The sequence below is a fragment of the Flavobacterium sp. CLA17 genome, from assembly GCF_013112255.2.
GTDB classification, from domain to species: Bacteria; Bacteroidota; Bacteroidia; order Flavobacteriales; family Flavobacteriaceae; genus Flavobacterium; species Flavobacterium circumlabens.
The window spans coordinates 350,991-374,486 of sequence record NZ_CP068294.1 but is presented as its reverse complement, the minus strand read 5'-3'; the positions used below and the strand labels follow the sequence as shown (position 1 = coordinate 374,486).

The following is a 23,496-nucleotide window of genomic DNA, read 5'->3' as shown; positions in this document are numbered from 1 at the left end:
GTTAGATTTTCAGAAAAGTCTAAAGATCTAAGTAGTCTAAAATCTAAGAATCTAATTTTATAAATTCTTTTTTTGGAATTTGGAATTTGTTTTTTAGAATTTACAAATTCTTGTCTCCTCTTAACTCCCGGTATTTTTTTCTCGCATCAACAAAGTAAATACTGTCCTGATGGTTAAAAATCACTTTTTCATATAAAGGTTTTGCCTTTTCTGTATCTTTCAGTTCGTCGTTGTAAATTTCTGCTGAAAAGAACAACGCTTCATCTACATAAATTCCGTCACTGTGATTGTCAATTATTTGCTGATACTGACTCAGCGCCGCAGTATAATCGGCCTGACTTTCGTATATTTTTCCTAAACGCAACATTGTAACAGCTTCAATTTCCTGTCCTTTAAAATCCTTCAGAATGCGCTGAAACTGAGCAATAGCCTCGGTTTTCTTATTTTGATACATCAGGAAATCGCCTTTTGCAAACTGCTTCAGTGCCGTTTGTGTCGAATCGGCAACGGTATTGTCATTGATCAGTAAAAAATATTCAAGAGCGTCATTGGCAATTAATTGTGTATTGGCCGATTTTAATTCCTTGAATTGTTTTAAGGCCCATTCAAAATCAGTTTTGTAATAACTTGTTTTGGCTACTCTCAAACTCGCCTCATGCGACATCACATCATTCTTTAAATCCAATTGAATCTGGGAATAATAGATCAGCGCCTGATTGAATTTTTCTTCCAAAAGCAAAATATCCCCTAATTCCATTTTAGCATCAGCCTGCTGATACTCATTCAGATTAAGTTCTAATGCTTTTTTTATAATTTCTTTGCCTTCGTCCGGTTTTTTTAAATTAAAAGCCAGAAAGTGCGCCTGAATTATTTGCAAAGATACGGTAAAAGGAGTTATTTCATAGGTTGTCAGCAATTGTTGTAACTCGGTCTGGATTGCCGGATAGTCTTTTTCCTGGGCTTTTTCAATTTTAATTTCCATCAGACTGGCATTAGTCTGAATCAATAAATCTAAATCTTTGGTATTAAGCAGAATAAAATTCAGAATCTCAGTAGCAGTCTCGGTATCATTTTCATTCAGTGCAAACTGGCTCAGATTCACAATACTCCTCAGGGATTCGGGTTCTCTTTTATAAATGGCTTTTTCCTGGATAAAAGCCTTTCCGAATTCTTTTTGCTGCACATAAAACCAGCTTAAATAATGGTTCCAGAAAACATCCTGATCTTTTTGCGTTCTTAGGATTAATGCTTTTCGCATCGCGTCTTTGAAAGCCGTATTATCGGTTTCACCATTCATAAAACGGGAAAGCTGCGTCTGAATTAAATTGGCATTCTGCGGATTCTTAAATGATTCTGTCAGTAAAAGGTCAATCATAAGATCGGTCTTTCCCAACTGACCGTACAACATTCCGATCTGAAAATTGAAATTGTAATTCGGCTGTACTTCCATAGCCGTCTGATACGCTTTTAAGGCATATTCCAACAAAACCTTTTTCTCAAACGAATTCCCGATTCCGTAAACATCATTCGAATTGGTTCTGATTTTTTCAATAGCCTGATCGTAGTAGTTTTTAGCTTTGGGTTCATTTTTCTGCAATTGAAAATTATATCCCAATTCAACCAGAAAAACACCTTGTTTGTATCGGTTGTATCTTTCCTGAATTGCTTTTTGGGCAATATCAAATTGCTGCAATTGCTGATAACAATCGACCGTTCTTAAAAAATACTGGGTATTGGATGGCGCCAGGCTTAAAAGCTGTTCGTAACTGACCTTTGCTTTTTCGAAATCGCCTTTATCGTAGTAATATTGAGCCAGTTGCTCATTTTGTGCAAACGCAAAACCAGACCACAACAAAAGAATATAGATAAAAATGTTTTTCATATTTCTGGTTTTTGTTGAAAATCTTTTTCAGTCGCAGTTTGCTAACTGAATACTGCGACTGTAAACTGTAAACTGAATTAATCTATAATATCAAATCCACAATAAGGACGTAAAACTTCCGGAATTACGATTCCTTCGGGCGTTTGGTAATTTTCTAAAATTCCTGCCAGAACTCTTGGCAAAGCCAATGAACTTCCGTTAAGGGTATGTGCCAGTTGGTTTTTTCCGTCTTTGTCTTTGAAACGCAATTTCAGACGGTTGGCCTGAAAAGTTTCAAAGTTAGAAACGGAACTGATTTCTAACCAACGATCCTGCGCGGTAGAAAACACTTCAAAATCATACGTCAAAGCAGAAGTAAAACCCATATCTCCACCACACAAACGTAAGATTCGGTAAGGCAATTTCAATTCCTGTAGAATATTTTTTACGTGCTCGACCATTCCGTCAAGCGCTTTATAGGAATTGTCCGGGTGTTCGATTCGTACAATTTCTACTTTGTCAAACTGGTGCAGACGGTTCAGTCCGCGAACGTGTGCTCCGTAAGAACCCGCTTCACGACGGAAACATGGTGTGTAAGCCGTATGTAAAACCGGTAATTCACTTTCGCTCAAAAGAACATCACGAAACAAGTTCGTCACCGGAACCTCAGCGGTTGGAATCAGGTATAAATCATCAATTGTAGAGTGATACATTTGTCCCTCCTTGTCCGGCAATTGTCCTGTTCCGTAACCTGAAGCTTCGTTTACCAAATGCGGCACCTGCACTTCATTGTATCCTGCAGCTGTATTTTTATCTAAAAAGTAATTGATCAGTGCACGTTGCAGACGGGCTCCTTTTCCTTTGTAAACCGGAAATCCCGCACCTGCAATTTTTACACCCAATTCAAAATCGATGATATCGTATTTTTTTACCAGATCCCAGTGCGGCTGTGCACCTTCGTGCAGCACCGGAATATCGCCTTCCTCAAAGACGTTTAAATTGTCGTCCGGAGTTTTTCCTTCGGGAACAATATCAGCCGGAAGATTGGGCAAAGTGTATAATTTGTTCGTTAATTCGATCGCCAAAGCTTCCGCTTTTTCGCCTAATTCCTTACTTTTTTCTTTTAATGAAACGGTTTTTTCTTTTAAAATTGCTGCTTTCGATTTCTCTCCGGCTTTCATCAGTTCACCAATATCTTTGGATAATTTATTAGATTCAGATAAAACATTGTCTAGTTCTACCTGCGCAGCACGACGGTTTTCATCTAATTGAACCACTTCTTCAACAACACTTTTGGCATCGATATTTCGTTTTGCCAAAGCCTTGATTACTTTCTCCTGATTTTCTCTAATAAATGCGATTTGTAACATAGCTTGATTTTTGTAACTATTTTATTTTTATATAAAGGAAGCAAATTTAAGGAAATGTTTGTTAAGAATAAGGACAAAGTTGCCCGTAAAAGCGAATTTCACAGCGCAATATAAAACTAACATAACATTTCTTTAGAATTTAGATTCAATTCTGTGCTGCTTTGTAATTTTCTTTGTGTATTTCCTTGAAAGAAAAACTATTCCCTCTTAATCTCATGCCCCACAAATTCCTCTAAAGCAGCAAACATTTCATCCACCGAAAGTACTTCGGTATCGGGATGGGATTTTAGGAAGCCGGCGTTAAGTGTCACCAGGTTTTCCTCTAATTCAAAGAAAGTATCGTTGTTCAGCAAATCTCTTGTTGGGTTTACGCCTTCAAGTTTGCCTTTCAGGAATTTATCAATCTTAACACTGCTCAGCAATCGGACTCTTTTGGCCTGTGTCTGAAACAATTCTAAATGTTTCTCGGCGCCAATAAGAGTGAGGCCTTCTTCTATCAATTCATTCAGTTCCTTATTCCAGCGTGAGTTGTACACAAATTGCGAAAAATTACCTTCTGTATATTGCGAAATATAATAATCTAAGTAGTAACTCATCAATGCATCTTCGTGAATCAGGTCGTCGTCAATTTTTTCCTCACGCATCAGGTTGATCACCGAAATATTTGAGTTGATAATATCCTGTGGATTTTCGCTGTTTGCTGCGGTTTCTGAAATAATGATTCTGCCGAATTCCATTTGAGTTTGTTTTTAAGGAGTTTGATGCAAATTTCGGGTAAAATAACAGACGAAAGAAATCCTAAATTGCTTTTATGCGCAATTTTGTCATTTCCGTAAATAAGGAAACTTAAAATTATTATCAGTAACTTTATAAAACAATTCGCTAACTCATTAATAATCAAAACAAATTATAGCATTAAAAAGCGACACAACGCAACCTTTTATAAAAAAACACATCTGCAAACTAAGGAAATACCACCAATATTTCCATAACCAAAAACCATGAAAAAGATTGTTTTAATTTGCAGTTTTCTTTTTTTATTAATGGGTTGCAGTAGCGATGAATCGAGTGAATTCAATGAATCAGCCGTACAATATTCCTTAATTGCACAAAATGATTTTTCCGTAAGCACTACAGAAAGTTTTATTGAATCAAAATTAGTGATCAAAGACATCAAAAGCTGGACTACTTTTCTAGCCACAATCAATGGCCAGTCTCAGCTTACTGCTACATTTACTGAAACCGAAATCGATTTTACAAAATATCAGATTATTGCTGTTTTTGATGAGATACGCCATTACGGAGGATATTCCGTAGATATTACCCGAATAGTTGAAAACGGAAACAAGATCGTTATTCAGGTAGAACATTTGAAAAAAGGAAATATTGCCACCGTAGTAACACATCCGTTTCATATTATTAAAATGCCCAGATCAAATAAAAAAGTGATTTTTAAAGAGATAAAAACCTAGCTAAATGAATACACTGCTAAAAAAACCAACCCTGTTTTTTGTGCTGGGAATACTTTCTATTCTTGCCGGTACTGTTTACGCTGTCATTTTAATTGCCGGAAATTCCGCGCAGGATGGATTAATGGGAATTTATATTTTATTCAGTTTGGTATTGGTTTTATTCGCAGTCATAGTCGACAGGTTTCTGGTTCGGGAATTTGGAAGCCAAAAGGTGAATAAAATTCAGTTTTCTTTCCTGCTCTTTATAGTCCTTTTGTGGATTGTGAGAGCAATAGTAAATTGGTTTTAATTATTTCTGCTCGACCAATAATTCTTTCAGTTCGCTTGTTTTTACAAAAGCGGCAAAACGTCCCGCCAGCAATAACATTTCTTTTTCTTCGGGAGTTGTTTTGAGTTTTGTTTCAACGTGCGCTGTATATTCGTATAAAATCAAGAGTTCGCTGGCGCCAAAATCCTTAAACTTTTCTTTGTCTAAACTGGACAGTATCACTTCGCCGTTTTTATCTTTTTTGAAACTGTCTGCACCAAAGTTTTTAATGAGTTTGGTTCTAAAATCAACATGGAGTTTCAGCCAGCTGCTATCTTCATCATCCGTATTTTTCAATTGCAGTACCAGGTCTTCATAATCCTTATCTTTTTTGAGCTTTAGAAGATAATCGCGTAAGGTTGTAAAACCAATAACCTGAAAATTGGAAATCGGAATTTTATACTTCTCCAACACATCTTCAACATCGTTTTCAAAAGTAATGTATCGGGTCTGAACAGTATATAAAGAAGCTGTTTCCAATAAGGAAATCAGTCTGATTTTGGCATCATTGATATAAGGTTCCTTCTTCCCTTGTCCTAAACAATCGATAAAAAGGGCCTTTTTGTTTTTATTATCAACTTTATCATCGTTGTGCAGCAGTTCAATTAAGGTCTGATAGCCCATATTATCTGAAGCACCGCCATCAATCACACACAATATTTTGTTCTGACCTTTGATTCCGAATTTGGTTTTTGGCAGCACGCCCGGAAAAGCAGAACTTGCGGTAATCGCATACGTCAGCGGGAAATCGTAACCATTACTAATCTCGTTTTTATCCAGAGGAAGAACCGACTTATTGGGAGCCAATGATGCATTTATTTTTAAACCGCGAATAATATGCGGCATAAAGGGAAATCGCTCTCCGTTACTATACGCTGTTCCATTGGCAACGAGAATGGGCAATTCCGGATTTTTTTTGCTCTCTTTGGAGATGAAAAAATCAGACAGCAGCATTTGGGTTTTAAACTTATCCGGATTTTCAGGATTGGAGCTGTCGTATTGCAAAACCTCCAGATCTAAACGCTGCGTCATTGATATTTTTTCTCCTTTTTCATTCCTGCTATTATTCAGAAGAGAGAAAAGTGATGCTGATTTGTTTACATCTGATTTGTAAGCGTCTGCTTTAGAGAAATAGAATTCGTTGAAAGAACAATTATCGTGCTGTAGCTTATTTTTCAGGATCGTTAAATAATAACCCGCCGAATAGCAGCCTCCGGAAACGGTGGAATAATAATCGATTTCGTTTAAAAAATTACGATGGGAATTGCCTTCTTCTATCTCTTCTAAACCCAAAAGCACACCCATACTAAAAAACTGTGCTCTCGATCCGCCGCCTGAAATTCCGACACCCAGAGCAATATTGGGATTCTGGATTCTTTTGTCGCGTTCCTGAACCGATTTATATTCACTCAAATTTACTGCAGGAATAGAGTTATAGTTAATTTCCGAAAAAAGATTGATTTTATTTTGAGCTATCGCCTTACCTGCAAAAAGAAGCAAAAGAAAAACGACCTGAAGCCTTTTATATTCCATAAACCTCACAATTAAATTGTTTTTTATTCCACATTAAATAGTCTCAAAATACGGGATTTAAAATTAAATAATTAATTCAATATCATTTACCTGATGGCTGTTTTTTTAACATTTTACAGCATAAAAAAAGCTGCACCATTTAGTGCAGCTTTCTGTTTTTATTGTTTTATCCCCTTGTCTATTATCGGCTTTTGTTGCTGTTGTGGTGGAATTCGTTTTTTCAAAAACAAAATCTGTCCCAAATGACTCGACTGATGTTCCATAACGTGAAACCAGCAATATTGGTTACTGATGTCATATTTCATCTGAACTTCGGCAAACCAGGCATCATCTCTTTTCTTTAATTCCGAAATCGTTTTGGCCCTTACTTCGTTATAAATATCCAGATAATACTGAATGTCATGTCCTTTAAATTCATCTCGTCCGCCCTGATCTAAGTTTAAAGCGGCATCCCAAATTTTCTTTTCTTCTTCATTAAATTCCCTGTTTTCGAAAGTAAAAACCTGATAGTATTTTTCGGCTGCAGCCAAATGCATCACCAAGGCACCAATTCGGTTCGCCTGTTCATCGTGCAGGTAATCTATTTCATATTGATTCATGTTTTTAACGGCTCTTTCAACACGATCTTTAAGGTCTTCCAGCATCGAAATCATGTCGCCGATTTTTGGTGAAGCGCCTTCAACATTTCCTATTTTTCCGGTTTCTTTTATTATGATACCCGTTCCTTCCAGTACTAATGCATTTTTTCCATCGGCGGCTGATTTGTCGGAAGAAACCTTATATTCCTTCACCTTAACCAATTTTGCTTTCGAAGTCCCTAAATTCCATTTCGGGATATCTCCATTATTTACAGGCGTTTCAAAACCTGAATTTAAAAGGGTTACCGGCTCAAAAACACCTTTTGCATTTTCAATAAATAACTGAAATTTATCAAAATAAAACTTTCCATTATACGAGCCTAAGCCTCCAAAAGTCAAAGATTTACTATTCTCATCGATTGTTCCTTCAACAGTATACGATTGCCAGTCTTTTGATTTAATTGGTCTTTCGCCCATATTATCAAAAAAACCGACTTCATCATTTTTATTATCTACTCTTGCCCAGATTCCTGACCACGCTTTTGGCTCTGTGGTTTCTACTTTTGCCGAAGCGATCAGTTTAAACTTTTTCTTGACCGGAGTCTGAATGTCAATCGTCTGGCTGAAAGCCATCCAGTCACTCGAAATAACCCTTGGTGTCTGGCCCTGAACCGAAACAAAACTTATAAGCAATAACACGATAGTAAATTTTCTCATTCTCTATATTTTAAAAATTTCCGTAAATATAATATACTTTTTTAAGGAATTAACTTATTATTATTGAATAATTATTTCAAAAAAGAGAATAAAAAAAGCCACATTAAAAAATGCAGCTTTCATGATATTTCAGAAACGTCTCTTAGTTCGTTTTCATTGGCGGTAAATCGAATGCAACTGAATCGTGCTCGAAATTATTACGGTGTCCCCCGTCACAAAATGGTTTGTTGGCCGATAATCCGCAACGGCAAAGGCCTAATGCACTTCTGCCTTGTAGTCCGTAAACCGTTCCTTCTGAATCCATTATTTCGAAATCACCTTCAATTTTGATGGATCCGTTTTTATTGATGATTAATTTTGTCTTGCTCATAAAGTTGCTTTGTTTTTGGCAAATATTGCAAAATATATTTTGAAGTTTTTACCGGAAGGGCTAGTTTAAACTCGTTCTATTTTATGGGTTTTTCCACTGAGATTCGCAAAGTTTGTCAGGCTGAGCGAAGTCGAAGCACCCGCAAAGATTTGACTAAGCTTTTGTTTCTCGCAGATTCTGCAGATTGAGCAGATTAGCAGATTTAATTTAGAAAAAATCCATTTTAATCCTTCGTAATCTGTGGCTAAATAAAACTTTGTGCTCTGCTTCGGATAGCTATCGGGATTACGTGATTAATTCCTCCTTCTTAAAAAAACTTCGCGAATCTCCGCGCTTTTTCTTTGTGAATCTCCGTGAAATAACAAATTCTCGATTCTATTGCTTATTTTTGCAGGCAATAAAATTGAGTTATGATACAAAATCCAAAGAGATATACTATTACGGCAGCATTACCTTACACCAACGGACCTATTCATATTGGCCATTTGGCGGGGGTTTACGTGCCTGCAGATATTTATTCGAGATATTTACGTTTACAGGGAAAAGACGTTGCGTTTATTTGCGGAAGCGATGAACATGGCGTTGCGATTTCGATGAAAGCCAAAAAAGAAGGAATTACACCACAAGAAGTTATTGATAAATACGACGGAATTATTAGAAAATCATTCGTTGATTTCGGAATTTCGTTTGATAATTATTCCAGAACTTCGGCTAAAATTCATCATGATACGGCTCAGGAATTTTTTAGAAAACTGTATGATAATGGTGATTTTATTGAGGAAATAACCGAGCAATTGTACGATGCCAAAGCCAATCAGTTTCTGGCAGATCGTTTTGTGGTAGGAACTTGTCCAAGATGTGGTAACGACGGAGCTTATGGAGATCAGTGTGAAAATTGCGGATCGACTCTAAATGCTACGGATTTAATAAACCCGAAATCGACGATTACCGGAGAAACTCCAATTTTAAAAGCAACAAAACATTGGTTTTTACCTTTAGATCGATATACTGATTTCCTAACAGAATGGATTTTAGTCGGACATAAAAACGACTGGAAACCGAATGTGTATGGACAAGTAAAATCATGGGTTGACGGTGGACTCGAGCCTCGTGCCGTAACACGTGACCTTGATTGGGGAATTGATGTTCCGGTTGAAGGTGCCGAAGGAAAAAAATTATACGTTTGGTTTGATGCGCCAATTGGATATATTTCGTCTACTAAAGAATGGGCAGCCCGCGAAGGAAAAGACTGGGAACCGTATTGGAAAGACGAAGACACCAAACTGGTTCACTTTATAGGGAAAGACAATATTGTTTTTCACTGTATCATTTTCCCGGCGATGCTGAAAGCCGAAGGAAGTTATATTTTACCGGACAATGTGCCTGCGAATGAGTTTTTGAATTTAGAAGGAAACAAACTTTCGACTTCTAAAAACTGGGCGGTTTGGTTACACGAATATTTAGAAGAATTTCCGGAAAAACAAGACGTTTTGCGTTATGCCTTAACATCGAACGCGCCGGAAACTAAGGATAACGATTTTACCTGGAAAGATTTTCAGGCGAGAAACAATAACGAACTCGTAGCGATTTTTGGGAACTTCATCAACCGTGTGGTGGTGTTGACGAACAAATATTACGACGGATATATTCCGACGCCAAATGAATTATCGGAAGTCGACGAAGCTGCTTTGGAAGAATTGAAAGCGTATCCAGCCGTGATTTCAAGTTCGGTAGAGCGTTACAGATTCCGTGAAGCTTTGGGCGAATTGATGAATGTGGCTCGTTTAGGAAATAAATATCTGGCTGACGAAGAGCCGTGGAAAGTAATGAAAGACAATCCGGAGCGTGTAAAAACGCAGATGTATGTCGCTTTGCAAATTGCCGCTGCGTTGAGCATATTGGCGGAACCGTTCTTGCCTTTTACAGCTGCGAAATTATCCCGAATCCTTAAAAACGAAGGAAAATTGAAATGGAATGATGTTGTTGAAAATTCAGAATTAATTCCGGAAGGTCATCAGATTGGTGAAGCAGAATTACTTTTCGCAAAAATCGAAGACGAAGAAATACAAAAACAAATAGACAAATTGGAAGCAACAAAAACGGCCAATCTTGCCGAAAATAAACAAGTGGAACCTCAAAAAGATTTAATTCAGTTTGAAGATTTCGCTAAAATGGACATTCGTGTCGGAACTATTCTGGAAGCAGAAAAAATGCCGAAAGCCAATAAACTTCTGGTCCTGAAAGTAGATACCGGAATTGACGTTCGTACGATTGTTTCGGGAATTGCCGAAAGCTTTACACCGGAAGAAATCATCGGAAAACGTGTTTCTGTTCTCGCCAACCTAGCGCCAAGAGCGTTGCGTGGTGTAGAAAGTCAGGGAATGATCCTGATGACGACAAATGCAGAAGGAAAACTGGTTTTCATCAATCCGGATGCTGATGCACCGAATGGTGAAACGGTAAACTAGGTTTTTTAATTAGAAAATTTGAAAATGTGATAATTTGATAATTTGATAATTTGATAATTTTAAAATGAAAGAATATTCTTGTGTTTTTGTTGTGGGTAGGATTTATATTTTGTAAGTTTGTACCGACAAAACACTTTACTAGGAGAAATCCGAAAAACTTATCTTTAAGTTTAACATAAGCGAACCCTCGTTCACGTTGCTGGTGCTAGTGATAGCCCTAATCTCACTCCTAGGAGTGTTTTGTCACAACCGAAGACGAGGGTTTCGTGCGTTTAATATTTTCAGAAAATGACAAAAGAAAATCAAAAACCATCACATCATGATGTAATGCCATCTGTGGCGAATTTCCTTTCTAACCTTTGGTTTGAAGGACAATTTAGAGAACAACCAGAACATTTGTCCGAAATTTTTGAGGCACTACTGGAAACTGAAATGGGCGACAACCACGACCTGCGAGCCAAAATGCTGAACTGCATTAAAACCAGTAAAATGCTCGTCAAAGCACTCGAACCGTTTTCAGACAAACAAATCGAGAAAGCCTGTAAAAGTTTAACTGCTTAAAAAACAACAACCCGAAACGCGTGAATCAATTAATTCGTTCACGCGTTTTGCTTTTGGAAAAATTATCCTATACTATTTTCAAAAAAATAGGATATTTGCACAAAAATTTAAAACCGTAATATTCTCAGTCAATGTTCAGAAAAATACTTTTAGCCTCTTTCTTTTTAGCTGGTTTAAGCTCCTTTTCACAGGAAGTTGTAAACGAATTTGATTTAAAATTAGAAAAGAAAAGAGATTTCTTTCAGGTAGTAAACGAGGATAAAAAAGAAGTTATCCTGTTTTTGAACGATAAGGAAAAAGTTACTTCCATCAGGTTTGATGAAAAATTTAATTTAAAAGATTCTCTATCTTCTGTAAGACCAGATAAGGCATACACCGAAATTATTGGGTATAGTCAAAATAAGAATGATTATTTCATTTTCTGGGGCTCAAAAGACAGAAAAGAAATCAATTCTCAATATTTTAATTTTACCACAAAAGAAACCAGAAGCACCCCTATTAATTTAGAATTGAAAAAGGAAAAAATAATTAAAGAACTCACAATCAATAATGTCTTTTACCTTATTACCATCATTAAAAACACCAGTATTTTAAAATTTTACATTTCAGATAATAACGGCAATCTAAACGAAAAAACAGTAGACCTGTCTCATTTGGAATTTAAAAATATATTTGATCACCCTGAGAATTTGTATATAGTTTTAACGGATGAGTCCAGAGAACCCAATTTTCAGACTATAGCAAACGATAGTCCGCCTTCATTAGTGTTAAGTTCTAAAAAATATAAAATTTACACTTCTAATCCGGATGAAATTATTTTTACTATCGATAATACTAGAAACACTACACAAGTTTTAAGAATTAATCTTCAAAATTTCACATCAAATCTCAAATCATTTGCACAACAAAAAATAGCCAAAGGAGAATATGGAGGAATAGCATTTGAATCAAATTCATTTGTGATTGACAATAAAATTCTTCAGTTAAAAACCAATTCGTACGTTTTGTTTCTTACCATGAGTGATTTAGACGGCAATAAGATTAACGAATACAAAGCTATGCACGATCAGGAAATAGGTTTTAAAAACTCTGATATCTTTCAGGAAAGAAATGGTTTTAATAATAAAAAAATCATTAAAAAATCAGATGAATTTCTTAACAAAATTAATACTTCTCCCAGTGTATCATGCTATAATTTAGATGGTGTTTATCATACCGTTATAGGAAGTTCAGATGATAGAGTTCACGGTGGTGGTTCAATGGGGATGGGAGTTGGAATGGGCGCTTCCGGTGGAATGGGCGCAGGAATGTCATTTGCTCCTTATGGAAGATGTTATACCATAGAGAATTTAATTTCTTATAAAGATAAAGTTGTAATTTATACAAATTGCCTGTTTGATTCCAATTTTAATCATCTTGATGGCGAAATAAAAAATTCAGCTTTCGACAAGGTTAGAATTTTCCTTGAAGAAAATAAAGACCTTAAGGAAAAGGTTTCAATACTTACGACAAATTTGTACAAAGATTTAATACTTTTCAAATTCAATAAAAGTTTATATTTAGGAAATTACAATAAGAAAAATAAAAAATATCAGATCTTTAGTTTTACTGAATAATAACAATGCTTAGTTAAAGTTTTAAAGTGTTTGATTAAATAAGAATCCTCAGCTTTTCAGTTAAGAATCTGCTTTTCAAAAGCTCAAATAAAATGATAATGAAATTAACCAAACCAAGATTAGCTTTAATCTGCGGCATACTTTGTATTTCGATTTTTCCGATATTGATCAAATTGCGTTTAGCTTCGGGATTGATTTCTGCTTTTTACAGAATGTTTTTTGCCGTGCTTTTGCTTTTGCCGTATGTACTTTTGACTAAAAACTTTAAACTTCCAACCTTAAAATTTGCGCTTTTAGCATCACTATGCGGAATTCTGTTTGCCTCAGATGTTGCGGTTTGGAATATCGCCATTCAGGATTCAAGTGCCACTCAGGCTTCTTTGTTAACTAACCTTTCTCCGCTTTGGGTTGGGCTGGGTTCTTTTTTCTTTTTGAAAGTAAGACCGGCAACTAATTTCTGGATCGGAACTATCGTTTCTTTATTAGGAATGGTGACTTTAGTTGGCTTTAGTTTTTTTCTGGAATTAAATTTTGATCAGGCGTTCCTGTTTGCTGTTTTGTCCGGAATCCTGTATTCGATTTATCTTTTGGTGAGTAAAAATGTACTTTCCCATGTTGATGTTTTATCGTTTATGACGATTAGTTTACTGGCTTCCAGCGCTTATTTAGGAATTCTTTGTTATGCGTTGAATGAATCTTTTACAGGATTCTCCAATACAGGCTGGTTTGTATTTGTACTTCAGGCAATAATTTGCCAGTTGTGCGCCTGGCTTTCGATCAGTTATGCGACGCAACACATGCGTGCGACGAGAGTTTCGTTAAGTTTATTGAGTCAGGCTGTAATTACTTCGATATTAGCTTGGTTGTTTTTAGAAGAACAAATAACTTTACAAATGGTTTTCGGCGGAATCATTTTGCTTTTCGGAATCCGGATTACGTTTTACGATAAGACCATTTCTCCGGGCAGGTTCTTTTCTAAGAATTAAGATTGGAGATTAGTTCGCGGATTTTACGGATTAAATGGGTTTACACCGATTAATTTTAAAATGTTCTCTCGCAAATTTGGCAGATGGAGCAGATTTTTTTTTAAATCTTTGAAATCATTTATTCCGATAGGTATCAGAAGAGACAAAAAAATTAGTGCTAATTTGTGGCAAAAAAGTTCTCACGCAGATTTGGCAGATTATTTTCAAATCTTTGGAATCTCCATAATCTGTGGCAAAAAAATTCAAGAAAATTCGTGTAAGTAATGGCAAAAAAACCTAAAAAAAAGAAAACTTCAAACCTGAAACAAAAAACATATGTTACATAAAAGCAAAATTCCAAATTTAAAAGTAATCGCATTCGATGCCGATGATACTTTGTTTGTAAACGAACCCTATTTTCAGGAAACGGAACATAAATTTTGTGCCCTAATGGAAGATTATCTTTCGCATCAGGGCATTTCGCAGGAACTGTTTAAAATCGAAATCCAGAATTTGCCTTTGTACGGTTACGGAATCAAAGGTTATATTTTGTCGATGATTGAGGCGGCGATGAACATTTCGAACAACACTATTCCGGTTGAAGTGATTCAGAAAATCATTCAATACGGAAAAGAATTGCTCGAAAAACCGATCGAACTCCTTGACGGAATCGAAGAAACACTGCAGGCTCTGCACGGCAAATACAAACTGGTCGTGGCTACAAAAGGTGATTTAAAAGACCAGCACAGCAAGTTACACCGTTCGGGTTTAGGGCATTATTTTCATCATATTGAAGTAATGTCAGACAAACAGGAAATTGATTACAAGAAATTACTGGGCCGTTTAGACATTCAGCCAAATGAGTTTCTGATGATCGGAAATTCATTAAAATCGGATGTTTTACCCGTTTTAGAAATCGGTGGTTATGCCGTTCATATTCCGTTTCACACTACCTGGGAACACGAGAAAATCAACCATAAAGTAGAACACGAACATTTTAGTTCATTTGAAAAAATCACGGAAGTGGTTAATAATTTAGCCTAATGAAAACACTTTTAGATTTAGAAAACTGGAACAGAAGAGAGCATTTTGCCCATTTCAAACAGATGGAAGAACCTTTTTTTGGTGCCACTGTCGAGATTGACTGCACGAAATCCTATCAGACCGCAAAAAGTCTCAATGCTTCCTTTTTTATTTATTATTTACACAAAACGTTGGTTGCCGTAAACGCGATTGAGAATTTCCGATACCGAATTGCAGAAGACCAGATTTACATCAACGATCGTATTGATGCATCAGCCACAATTGGCCGCGAAGACGGTACTTTCGGATTTTCACTAATCGAATACAATCCTGATTTTAAGGTTTTCGAACAAACTGCCTTAAAAGAAATCGAGCGTATTCAAAACACAACCGGGCTTTTCACACGGGAATTTAAAGACGACAATGTCATTCATTTTTCGGCAATACCGTGGTTAAATTTTACTTCGCTTACGCATGCCCGCAGTTTCACGTATCCTGACAGCTGCCCTAAAGTTTCTTTTGGAAAAATGATGACTTCGGAAGCCGGAAAAAGAACTATTTCGATGGCTGTATATGTGCATCATGGTTTAATGGACGGTCTGCATCTGGGTCAGTTTGTAGATTATTTTCAGGAGTTGATGAATTCCTAAACAGAATTCAGGCAATGATTTTGAATTGATTTTATTCTTAAAAAGTATGAGAAAAATATTTCTGTTTTTAGCTGTATTGTACAATTCTATCTTGTTAAGCCAAACGGTATTGACGACTTATCCTTTGGACTTAAAAAGGATACGCGAAAACGATCAGATTTTAAATTTCGAAAACAACTCGACCCATGAAGTATTTGTTTTCGTGCTGTACCAGGGAAATTTTACGGTTTTAAAATACAATAGTGCCTTGTTCCTGACCGATCAGTTTACGGGTCCGGCGACCTATTTTGAAGACAGATCTTTGATGGGATATAGTTTTAGTGAAGACGGAAATCCAACTTTGTATTGGTTTTCAGAAGAAGCAAAAAACATTATAATCGTTAAATATTATTTCGAAAGCAAAACCTCGAAAGCGCTGAAATTTGAGTATCCGGTTAAGAATCAGTTTATCGTAACTCAATATCAGAAAGATAATTCCTTTAATTTCCTGACGCAGGATAAGACCGAACCAAAACTAATTCTGTATGTCTTCAAAAACGGAATCGTAGAAGAAAAGGTGCTTGATTTCTCCCCTTTTACCTTTTCAGACAGAAAAACACAACCCCAAACATTCAATCAGATCCTTACAGAGAACCCTATTGAAAAGATGGAACCCGGTGAATACAATCCGCTGCCTAAAACCATTAGTAAAACTAAGATGTATTTATTAAGCGATCGTATCCTGCTAACGCTGGATCAGAACGTTAAAAAAACACAACTCTTCGATATTAATTTAAACAATCTTGAGATCAAAGAGAAAGACTTTGTTCAATCGCTTGCCAAAAAAGGAGCCAGATCCTCCAACTCTTATTATCACGAAAACAAATTATATCAGATCAATGCCAACGAAGACGAGCTTTTATTTGATGTAAAAGATCTGGACTCGCAGGAAGTCCTAAAAAGTATCGCCGTTTCAAAAAATGACACTATTCTTTTTAAAAATTCGCCTTTATTGATCCAAAGAGATAACTACAGTCCGAAAGAATTAAAAACCACAGCCAAATTCCTGCAGCATTTAGCGGGTTTAGATATGGGCATCTCTGTCTTTAAAAACAAAAAAAATCTGTTTATTACCATTGGGGGAATCAGTAAAGCAACCAACCAGAGTTTTGACGGATTTTACTATCCTGACATTCAAACCAAAACAGTATTTTTTGAAAGTATCTGGGATAAAAAACTAGGATTTACTACCGAAAAACAACAGCCTCTTGCAGTAGATAAAATTTACTCATTTATGGATAAACATAAAGAAATTGCTTTAGAAAGTATCATGAAATTTAAGGATTATTCGATTTTAGGTTATTTCGATACCACAACCAAACAATATACTATGCTGAAGTTTACGGACGGGTACAACTGAGAGAATACCAAAATACTTATACGCGGCTATGGTACAAAAAAAGGCTTTTAATTCAAATAAGTTAATTTCAATGTATTTAGTCTGAATCTGAATTGTTTTCAATAGCACGGAATGAGGTTCTCAATTCCTTAAAATTATTTAACTTTACACAAAACTCAAGATTATGTTATCAAAAAATATAGAAACAGCACTGAACAAGCAAATCAGAATTGAAGCAGAGTCTTCGCAAACTTACCTTTCAATGGCTTGTTGGGCAGAAGTACACGGATTAGAAGGAATTGCTCAATTTATGTACACTCAATCAGACGAAGAGCGCGCACACATGCTTAAATTGGTTAAGTATATTAACGAACGTGGCGGACGTGCTACCATTACCGATTTAAAAGCGCCAAAAACATCATACACTACTTTTAAGGAAATGTTTGAAACACTTTACAATCATGAAATTTTTGTATCGGAATCTATCAATGAATTAGTACACATTACGTTTTCTGAAAAAGATTATGCTACACATAATTTCCTACAGTGGTATGTGGCGGAACAAATCGAAGAAGAGGCTACGGCTAAATCTATCCTGGATAAAATCAACTTAATTGGTGATGACAAAGGCGGACTTTACTTGTTTGATCGTGATATTCAGCAATTAACGGTAACAAGCTCTATCGCAATCAATCCAAAATAAAAAAGTTAAAGTTTATTTAGAATACATAAAAATAACATTTATTCTTTTATATTTGTCTCGTTTTATAATTGAGATGAACTGTGAGCAAGAAAGATAAAGTTAAGGACAAAGACAAGAAAAAGGATAAAAAGAAAAAGCAGAATGCTGTTATCCTTGATAAGATTAAGAAGCTCGAAAACTGCAAATCAAGCTGTTGTGAGAAATTCAAAAAGAGCGAAAAGAAACGTTGCTCCCGTTGTCCTATGTTTGACTTAATAAAAAAGACTGCTTAAAAAATATATAAAAACCCATCAGAAACCTGATGGGTTTTTAGTTTAAATGACATTCGTGTTCTACTTTTAGAAACGCAAATAGTATACTTATGAAACAACCGATTACGATACCCAAATCCAGTCTTGATTTTTTGCAGCAGCTCAAAGCAAACAACAACAAACCCTGGTTTGAGGCAAACAAAACCAACTATCTCAAGGAATTAAACCATATTGAAACCTTTGCAGGGGCATTGCTGCAGGAACTTTCCAAAACCGACGTTTTAGAAACGGCTTCCGGCAAAAAAAGCGTCTATCGCATTTATCGTGATATTCGTTTTTCCAAAGACAAAACGCCTTTTAAAACCTTTTGGGGCGGCAGCTTTACCCGGGCAACAACTCAAAGACGTGGTGGGTATTATTTTCATCTCGAACAAGGAAACAGTTTTTTCGCCGGAGGCTTTTGGGGACCAAGTGCTGCCGATTTAAAACGCATCAGAAGTGAATTTGCGCACGATGCTGCACCTTTCCAAAAAATACTGCATTCAGAATCTTTTGTCAAAACTTTCGGAACGTTACAGGGCGAAAAGCTTAAAACTGCACCAAAAGGATTTGATATCAATCATGAAGCCATCGACTTACTTCGCTACAAACAGTTTTTAATCATTAAACGTTTTACAGATACAGAAGTATTAAGTCCGCTTTTTTTAGAACAGGCCCTGGAAACCTGCCAAAATATGAGACCTTTTTTCGATTATATGAGCGAAATACTGACTACTGATGTCAATGGCGCTTCTGTTTTGTAATACCTTGTTAAAAAATAAACCCGACAGTCCCGAAGCTTCGGAACTGTCGGGTTTGAATTATTTACTTCAACAGTAAAATTTCATTGACCACTACTTCTGTAATAAATTTTTTCTCTCCGTTTTTGTCGTCATAGCTTCTGTGGGTTAGTTTGCCCTCAACTGCAACTTCTTTTCCTTTTACTACAAATTTTTCGATAATCTCAGCTGTTTTCCCCCAGGCCGTCACCCGGTGCCATTCGGTTTGTTCTACTTTCTCGCCTTTATCATTCTTATAGTACTCATTTGTAGCGATACTCATATGCGCTAATTTTTTTCCGTTTTCCAATGTTTTAATTTCCGGATCGTTACCTACGTTCCCAATTAACTGTACTCGATTTTTCATTGCATTCATGGCGTATAAATTTTTAAGGTTAGTGTAAATGAATTCATTAGTCAAATTCAACAATACAAATATACAGTTTATTCTTACAATTATACAATTTTAAACTATTTACTTTCGGTTGTAATTATTTGTAAGCGTTTACAAATGGGAATAATTTCGTATATTCGGGGAAAAACTTACTATATGCAGACACAAATCAACAAAGTTGAATTGCGAAATTTACAATTAGTCGATTACAAACAATTGAAAAACTCAATGATAGAATCCTATCCCGAAATGGCTAATTCGTATTGGGAATCTAAAGACATAAAAAAATTACTCTCCATATTTCCTGAAGGTCAACTGGTTATTTTAGTAGATGGCGTGGTTGTAGGATCAGCACTTTCTTTAATACTGGATGAAAAATTGGTGGACAAAAGACATAATTACAAACAAATTATCGGGGATTACACTTTCTCTACCCATAATAAGGATGGCGAAATTTTATACGGAATTGATGTTTTTATACATCCCAATTACCGTGGCTTACGTTTAGGCCGCCGTTTGTATGATGCCCGTAAAGAACTTTGTGAGCAATTGAACCTAAAAGCGATTGTCTTTGCCGGAAGGATTCCAAACTATGGTCAGTATGCCAGTAAAATGACTCCCAAGAATTATATCGAAAAAGTAAAACACAAAGAATTACACGATCCCGTACTTTCGTTTCAGCTGAGTAATGATTTTCACGTTTTAAGAATCATCAAAAATTACTTAGAAGGCGACGAAGAATCCAAAGAATTTGCCGTGCTTTTGGAATGGAATAACGTGTATTATGATGAAAGTCCAAGATTAATTAACCTTGAAAAAAGTGTGATTCGATTGGGATTAATCCAATGGCAGATGCGTCAGCTTAACAATGTTGAAGCTTTATTTGAACAAGCGGAGTTTTTTATTGATGTCGTTTCGGGTTACGGGAGTGATTTTGCTTTATTTCCGGAACTTTTTATTGCGCCTTTAATGGCCGATTACAATCATCTTTCAGAAGCAGAAGCCATCAGGGAATTGGCCCGGCATTCTGATCCGATTCGAAAACGCTTTCAGGAATTCGCCATTTCATACAATATCAATATCATCACCGGGAGTATGCCGCATTTAGAAAACGGTAATTTGTACAATGTTGGTTTTTTATGCAAAAGAGACGGGACTTCGGAAATGTATACCAAAATTCACATTACTCCCAACGAAGTACAGCATTGGGGAATGAAAGGCGGATCTCAATTTAAAACCTTTGATACCGATTGCGGTAAAATCGGAATCCTGATTTGCTATGATGTCGAATTCCCGGAACTCTCCAGAATTATGGCCAATGAAGGAATGAATATTTTGTTCGTGCCCTTCTTAACCGATACTCAGAATGCTTACACCCGTGTCAAACATTGCTCACAGGCCAGAGCTATAGAAAATGAATGTTATGTAGCCATTGCAGGCTGCGTCGGTAATTTACCGAAAGTAAATAATATGGATATTCAATATGCGCAGGCATCGGTATTTACACCGTCTGATTTTGCTTTTCCGAGTAATGGTATAAAAGCAGAAGCTACTCCGAATACAGAAATGACTCTGATCGTAGACGTTGATCTGAATTTGCTAAAACAGCTCCACGAGCATGGAAGTGTCCGCATTCTAAAGGACAGAAGGAATGACCTGTATGAAATTAGAAAAATAGAACAGCCATGAAAACATGTCTCGAATGCTCTGAAAAAATTGTAGGACGGGAAGATAAAAAATTCTGTTCCGACAGTTGTCGCAATGCATACAATAATAAAATAAATAAGGATACGAATAATTTTATGCGGAATGTAAACAATAAATTACGCAAAAATTACCGTATTTTGTCTGAACTCAATTCAGAAGGAAAATCAAAAGCAACAAGAGATAAAATGTTGAATAAAGGCTTTGATTTTGATTTTTTTACTAATATTTTGCAGACGAAAACAGGCGATACCTATTATTTCCTGTATGACCAGGGATATTGCTCCCTGGACAATGATTATTTTATGCTCGTAAAAAAAGAAATTTAGTATATTCAACATGAAAAAAAATCCTACTTCAATACTAGCCTTTCTCTGCGTCATAGCCATTTTAGCTATCATATACGCCACAATGATGCCCCAGTGGGTTTCTAAAAACGAAGAAGCCCTTGCAGAATTCTCTACAGAACGAGCACTAAGTCAAGTTAAAATCATAGCCCAAAAACCCCATTATGTAGGCTCGACAAATCATGAATTAGTTGCCAATTATCTTAAACTTGAACTAAACAGAATCGGTTTAGAGACAACTGTCCAGGAAGGATTCACCCTTAACAACAAAGGACTTCTGGTAAAATCTAAGAATATTCTTGCCCGCATTAAAGGAACAGACCATTCAAAAGCGCTTTTATTACTTTCCCATTACGACAGTGCCCCACACTCGTTTTCTAAAGGAGCAAGTGATGATGCTTCCGGAGTTGCCACGATCCTGGAAGGTATCCGTGCCTTTTTATACGCAAAACAACCTCATAAAAATGATATTATTATTCTCTTTTCCGATGCCGAAGAATTAGGCTTAAACGGTGCGGCACTTTTTGTAAATCAGCATCCGTGGGCAAAAGACGTAGGACTGGTTTTAAATTTTGAGGCCAGAGGTTCTTCAGGACCAAGTTACATGTTAATGGAGACCAACAAAGGAAATGAAGCGCTTGTAAAAGAATTCTCAAATGCCAAAACAAAATTTCCGGTTTCAAATTCACTCATGTACAGCATTTACAAAATGCTTCCGAATGATACTGATCTGACCGTTTTTAGAGAGCAGGGAAACATTCAGGGATTTAATTTTGCTTTTATCGATGGTCATTTCAATTACCACACTCAACAAGATGACATTCAGCATCTCAATACAACCACACTGACACATCAGGGAACGTATCTGATGCCTTTATTGAAATATTTTTCGAATATTGATTTAAATACAACAGCTTCAACTCAGGATAATGTTTATTTTAATGTTCCCTTCGGATTTTTTATAAGTTATCCTTTTAGCTGGGTAGCACCCATGACAATCATAGCTTTAGGTCTGTTAATCCTTTTTATATTTATAGGAAAAGCGAAACGCGTCATTAGCTTCAGGGAGATTTTCAGAGGATTTGTTCCGTTGTTAGGTTCCCTGATTATATCCGGACTGGTTACTTTTTTAGGATGGAAAATTCTTCTGGAGGCCTATCCGCAATACAATGATTTGCTCAACGGATTTACGTACAACGGACATGCTTACATCGGTGCTTTTGTAACACTAAGTATTGCCATTTGTTTTGCGTTCTATGATCACTTTTCTGAAGGAAAGATAACTATGAATCATTTCGTAGCCCCTTTACTGCTTTGGATCGTAATCAATGCCTTTCTGGCCAACAGCCTGACGGGAGCCGGTTTCTTAATTATTCCGGTATATTTCGGAATTATTTTATTTGGAATTTTTGTCATCACCCAACATTACAGTTTAGGCCTGAACTTATTATTTTGTATTCCGGCCTTAGCCATTGTAGCTCCTTTTATAATCATGTTTCCGGTTGGTTTAGGATTAAAAATACTTTACGGAAGTGCTATTCTCACCGTTTTGGTCTTTGGACTATTGCTCCCTATATTTGGCGCTTTTTCTAAAAAAGGAATATGGACAATGCTCTTTTTTAGTATTTCCATTGGATTTTTCGTTTACGCAGGTATTCACTCCGGTTATGAACACGGGAAAGCAAAATCAAACAGTTTATTGTATGTCTATAACGCCAACACCAATTCGGCACTATGGACTACTTATGACGTCAACTTAGACGACTGGACCAAAAGCTATCTGGGACAGACCAATCAAAAAGCAGTGGGTTTAAATTCACTTCCGATCACCAGCAAATACAATTCAACATTTACCTACAGTGCAATTGCTCCTAATGTTGCAGTGCCAAAACCAACAGTAACATTCATAAAAGACAGTGTAGTTGGAAACAACAGGTATTTAAAAATAAAAATCTCACCCAACAGAAAAGTAAATCGTTATGACATTTATGCCAACACCAAAATGACGTTTTACAACTTTAAGGCCAATGGTGTTTCAACTTCAGGACAAATCGGAAATCGTCTAGAGCGTGATGACAGCAAGATTTTATGCTACTATGTGGTAGGCAACGAACCGCTTGTATTGGAATTTTACATCAATAAATCCTCTATTTTCGATATGGATCTTATTGAAAGTTCTTTCGATTTAATGACCAATCCGTTATTTAAAATCAAACCAAGAAGTGACTGGATGATGCCGACACCTTTTGTTTTGAATGATGCTGTTTTGATTCAGCAGAAAATAAAAAGATATACAGCTCCTTTGAAACCCATGGAAACTGCTCCTGTAAAAGACAGTATTATTGTTGCAAAAGATACTTTAACACCGGTTGTTACCCCTAAATAAGAAAGCTTTTCAATATAATTCCCA

The 23,496-nt window shown here is 36.2% G+C and carries 21 protein-coding genes; 14 read left to right on the top strand and 7 right to left on the bottom strand.

Features of this window, described 5'->3' with window-relative positions:
- Positions 1–100: 100 nt before the first annotated feature.
- The 3 genes from HAV12_RS01605 to HAV12_RS01595 all read right to left on the bottom strand — a co-directional run bounded on the left by HAV12_RS01605 (position 101) and on the right by HAV12_RS01595 (position 3,968).
- Positions 101–1,882: a tetratricopeptide repeat protein gene (locus HAV12_RS01605; RefSeq protein WP_171568188.1), complete on the bottom strand. Its 1,782-nt coding sequence runs from the start codon at positions 1,880–1,882 to the stop codon at positions 101–103.
- 77 nt (positions 1,883–1,959) lie between these two features.
- The gene (serS, locus tag HAV12_RS01600) at positions 1,960–3,231 is read right to left on the bottom strand and encodes a serine--tRNA ligase (RefSeq protein ID WP_171568187.1); all 1,272 of its coding nucleotides are present in this window, start codon (positions 3,229–3,231) and stop codon (positions 1,960–1,962) included.
- A gap of 197 nt (positions 3,232–3,428) precedes the next feature.
- Entirely contained in the window at positions 3,429–3,968 is a 540-nt protein-coding gene (locus HAV12_RS01595; RefSeq protein ID WP_171568186.1) for a DUF4375 domain-containing protein, read from the bottom strand.
- Between the two features lie 264 nt (positions 3,969–4,232).
- Here HAV12_RS01595 and HAV12_RS01590 point away from each other — a divergent pair, with 264 nt between their 5' ends.
- Together HAV12_RS01590 and HAV12_RS01585 are read left to right on the top strand one after the other, a co-directional pair.
- On the top strand, positions 4,233–4,703 hold the full coding sequence (locus tag HAV12_RS01590; RefSeq protein WP_171568185.1) for a protease complex subunit PrcB family protein: 471 nt from the start codon (positions 4,233–4,235) through the stop codon (positions 4,701–4,703).
- A gap of 4 nt (positions 4,704–4,707) precedes the next feature.
- Positions 4,708–4,992, top strand: a complete 285-nt coding sequence (locus HAV12_RS01585; RefSeq protein ID WP_171568184.1) for a hypothetical protein — start codon at positions 4,708–4,710, stop codon at positions 4,990–4,992.
- Here HAV12_RS01585 and HAV12_RS01580 read toward each other — a convergent pair whose 3' ends face one another.
- The 3 genes from HAV12_RS01580 to HAV12_RS01570 form a co-directional block, all read right to left on the bottom strand.
- Positions 4,993–6,543, bottom strand: coding sequence for a patatin-like phospholipase family protein (locus HAV12_RS01580; protein WP_171568183.1), 1,551 nt, complete (start codon positions 6,541–6,543; stop codon positions 4,993–4,995).
- Between the two features lie 158 nt (positions 6,544–6,701).
- Positions 6,702–7,838 (bottom strand): DinB family protein, encoded by a 1,137-nt coding sequence (locus HAV12_RS01575; protein ID WP_171568182.1) that lies wholly within the window; start codon positions 7,836–7,838, stop codon positions 6,702–6,704.
- 142 nt (positions 7,839–7,980) lie between these two features.
- Positions 7,981–8,208 (bottom strand): CDGSH iron-sulfur domain-containing protein, encoded by a 228-nt coding sequence (locus HAV12_RS01570; RefSeq protein ID WP_026984188.1) that lies wholly within the window; start codon positions 8,206–8,208, stop codon positions 7,981–7,983.
- A 410-nt stretch (positions 8,209–8,618) separates the two neighbouring features.
- On the opposite strand from HAV12_RS01570, the gene metG reads away from it, so the two are divergent.
- From metG to HAV12_RS01525, 9 genes are all read left to right on the top strand, one after another.
- Positions 8,619–10,676, top strand: a complete 2,058-nt coding sequence (gene metG / locus HAV12_RS01565; protein ID WP_171568181.1) for a methionine--tRNA ligase — start codon at positions 8,619–8,621, stop codon at positions 10,674–10,676.
- A 288-nt stretch (positions 10,677–10,964) separates the two neighbouring features.
- Positions 10,965–11,237, top strand: coding sequence for a hypothetical protein (locus tag HAV12_RS01560; protein WP_171568180.1), 273 nt, complete (start codon positions 10,965–10,967; stop codon positions 11,235–11,237).
- Between the two features lie 131 nt (positions 11,238–11,368).
- Entirely contained in the window at positions 11,369–12,853 is a 1,485-nt protein-coding gene (locus tag HAV12_RS01555; protein WP_171568179.1) for a hypothetical protein, read from the top strand.
- Positions 12,854–12,951: 98 nt separating this feature from the next.
- Positions 12,952–13,839 (top strand): DMT family transporter, encoded by an 888-nt coding sequence (locus HAV12_RS01550; protein WP_171568178.1) that lies wholly within the window; start codon positions 12,952–12,954, stop codon positions 13,837–13,839.
- Positions 13,840–14,154: 315 nt separating this feature from the next.
- On the top strand, positions 14,155–14,862 hold the full coding sequence (locus HAV12_RS01545) for an HAD family hydrolase (protein ID WP_171568177.1): 708 nt from the start codon (positions 14,155–14,157) through the stop codon (positions 14,860–14,862).
- Positions 14,862–15,491: a chloramphenicol acetyltransferase gene (locus tag HAV12_RS01540; RefSeq protein WP_171568176.1), complete on the top strand. Its 630-nt coding sequence runs from the start codon at positions 14,862–14,864 to the stop codon at positions 15,489–15,491. Before HAV12_RS01545 ends, HAV12_RS01540 begins: the two co-directional genes overlap by 1 nt.
- 46 nt (positions 15,492–15,537) lie before the next feature.
- The gene (locus HAV12_RS01535; RefSeq protein ID WP_171568175.1) at positions 15,538–16,890 is read left to right on the top strand and encodes a hypothetical protein; all 1,353 of its coding nucleotides are present in this window, start codon (positions 15,538–15,540) and stop codon (positions 16,888–16,890) included.
- Positions 16,891–17,053: 163 nt separating this feature from the next.
- Positions 17,054–17,572, top strand: a complete 519-nt coding sequence (locus HAV12_RS01530; protein ID WP_132033055.1) for a ferritin — start codon at positions 17,054–17,056, stop codon at positions 17,570–17,572.
- Between the two features lie 361 nt (positions 17,573–17,933).
- Positions 17,934–18,626 carry a DUF2461 domain-containing protein gene (locus tag HAV12_RS01525; RefSeq protein WP_171568173.1) on the top strand — a complete coding sequence of 231 codons (693 nt, stop codon included), beginning with the start codon at positions 17,934–17,936 and terminating at the stop codon, positions 18,624–18,626.
- A 61-nt stretch (positions 18,627–18,687) separates the two neighbouring features.
- On the opposite strand, the gene HAV12_RS01520 is transcribed toward HAV12_RS01525, so the two are convergent.
- Entirely contained in the window at positions 18,688–19,017 is a 330-nt protein-coding gene (locus HAV12_RS01520) for a single-stranded DNA-binding protein (RefSeq protein WP_171568172.1), read from the bottom strand.
- 174 nt (positions 19,018–19,191) lie between these two features.
- Between HAV12_RS01520 and HAV12_RS01515 the strand changes: the two genes are divergently transcribed.
- From HAV12_RS01515 to HAV12_RS01505, 3 genes are read left to right on the top strand one after another with little or no spacing between them, the layout of a single operon-like run.
- Positions 19,192–20,724: a carbon-nitrogen hydrolase family protein gene (locus tag HAV12_RS01515; RefSeq protein WP_171568171.1), complete on the top strand. Its 1,533-nt coding sequence runs from the start codon at positions 19,192–19,194 to the stop codon at positions 20,722–20,724.
- The gene (locus tag HAV12_RS01510) at positions 20,721–21,068 is read left to right on the top strand and encodes a hypothetical protein (protein WP_171568170.1); all 348 of its coding nucleotides are present in this window, start codon (positions 20,721–20,723) and stop codon (positions 21,066–21,068) included. The genes HAV12_RS01515 and HAV12_RS01510 overlap by 4 nt, the downstream gene beginning before the upstream one ends.
- A 10-nt stretch (positions 21,069–21,078) precedes the next feature.
- On the top strand, positions 21,079–23,472 hold the full coding sequence (locus tag HAV12_RS01505; RefSeq protein ID WP_171568169.1) for a M28 family peptidase: 2,394 nt from the start codon (positions 21,079–21,081) through the stop codon (positions 23,470–23,472).
- Positions 23,473–23,496 lie beyond the last annotated feature (24 nt).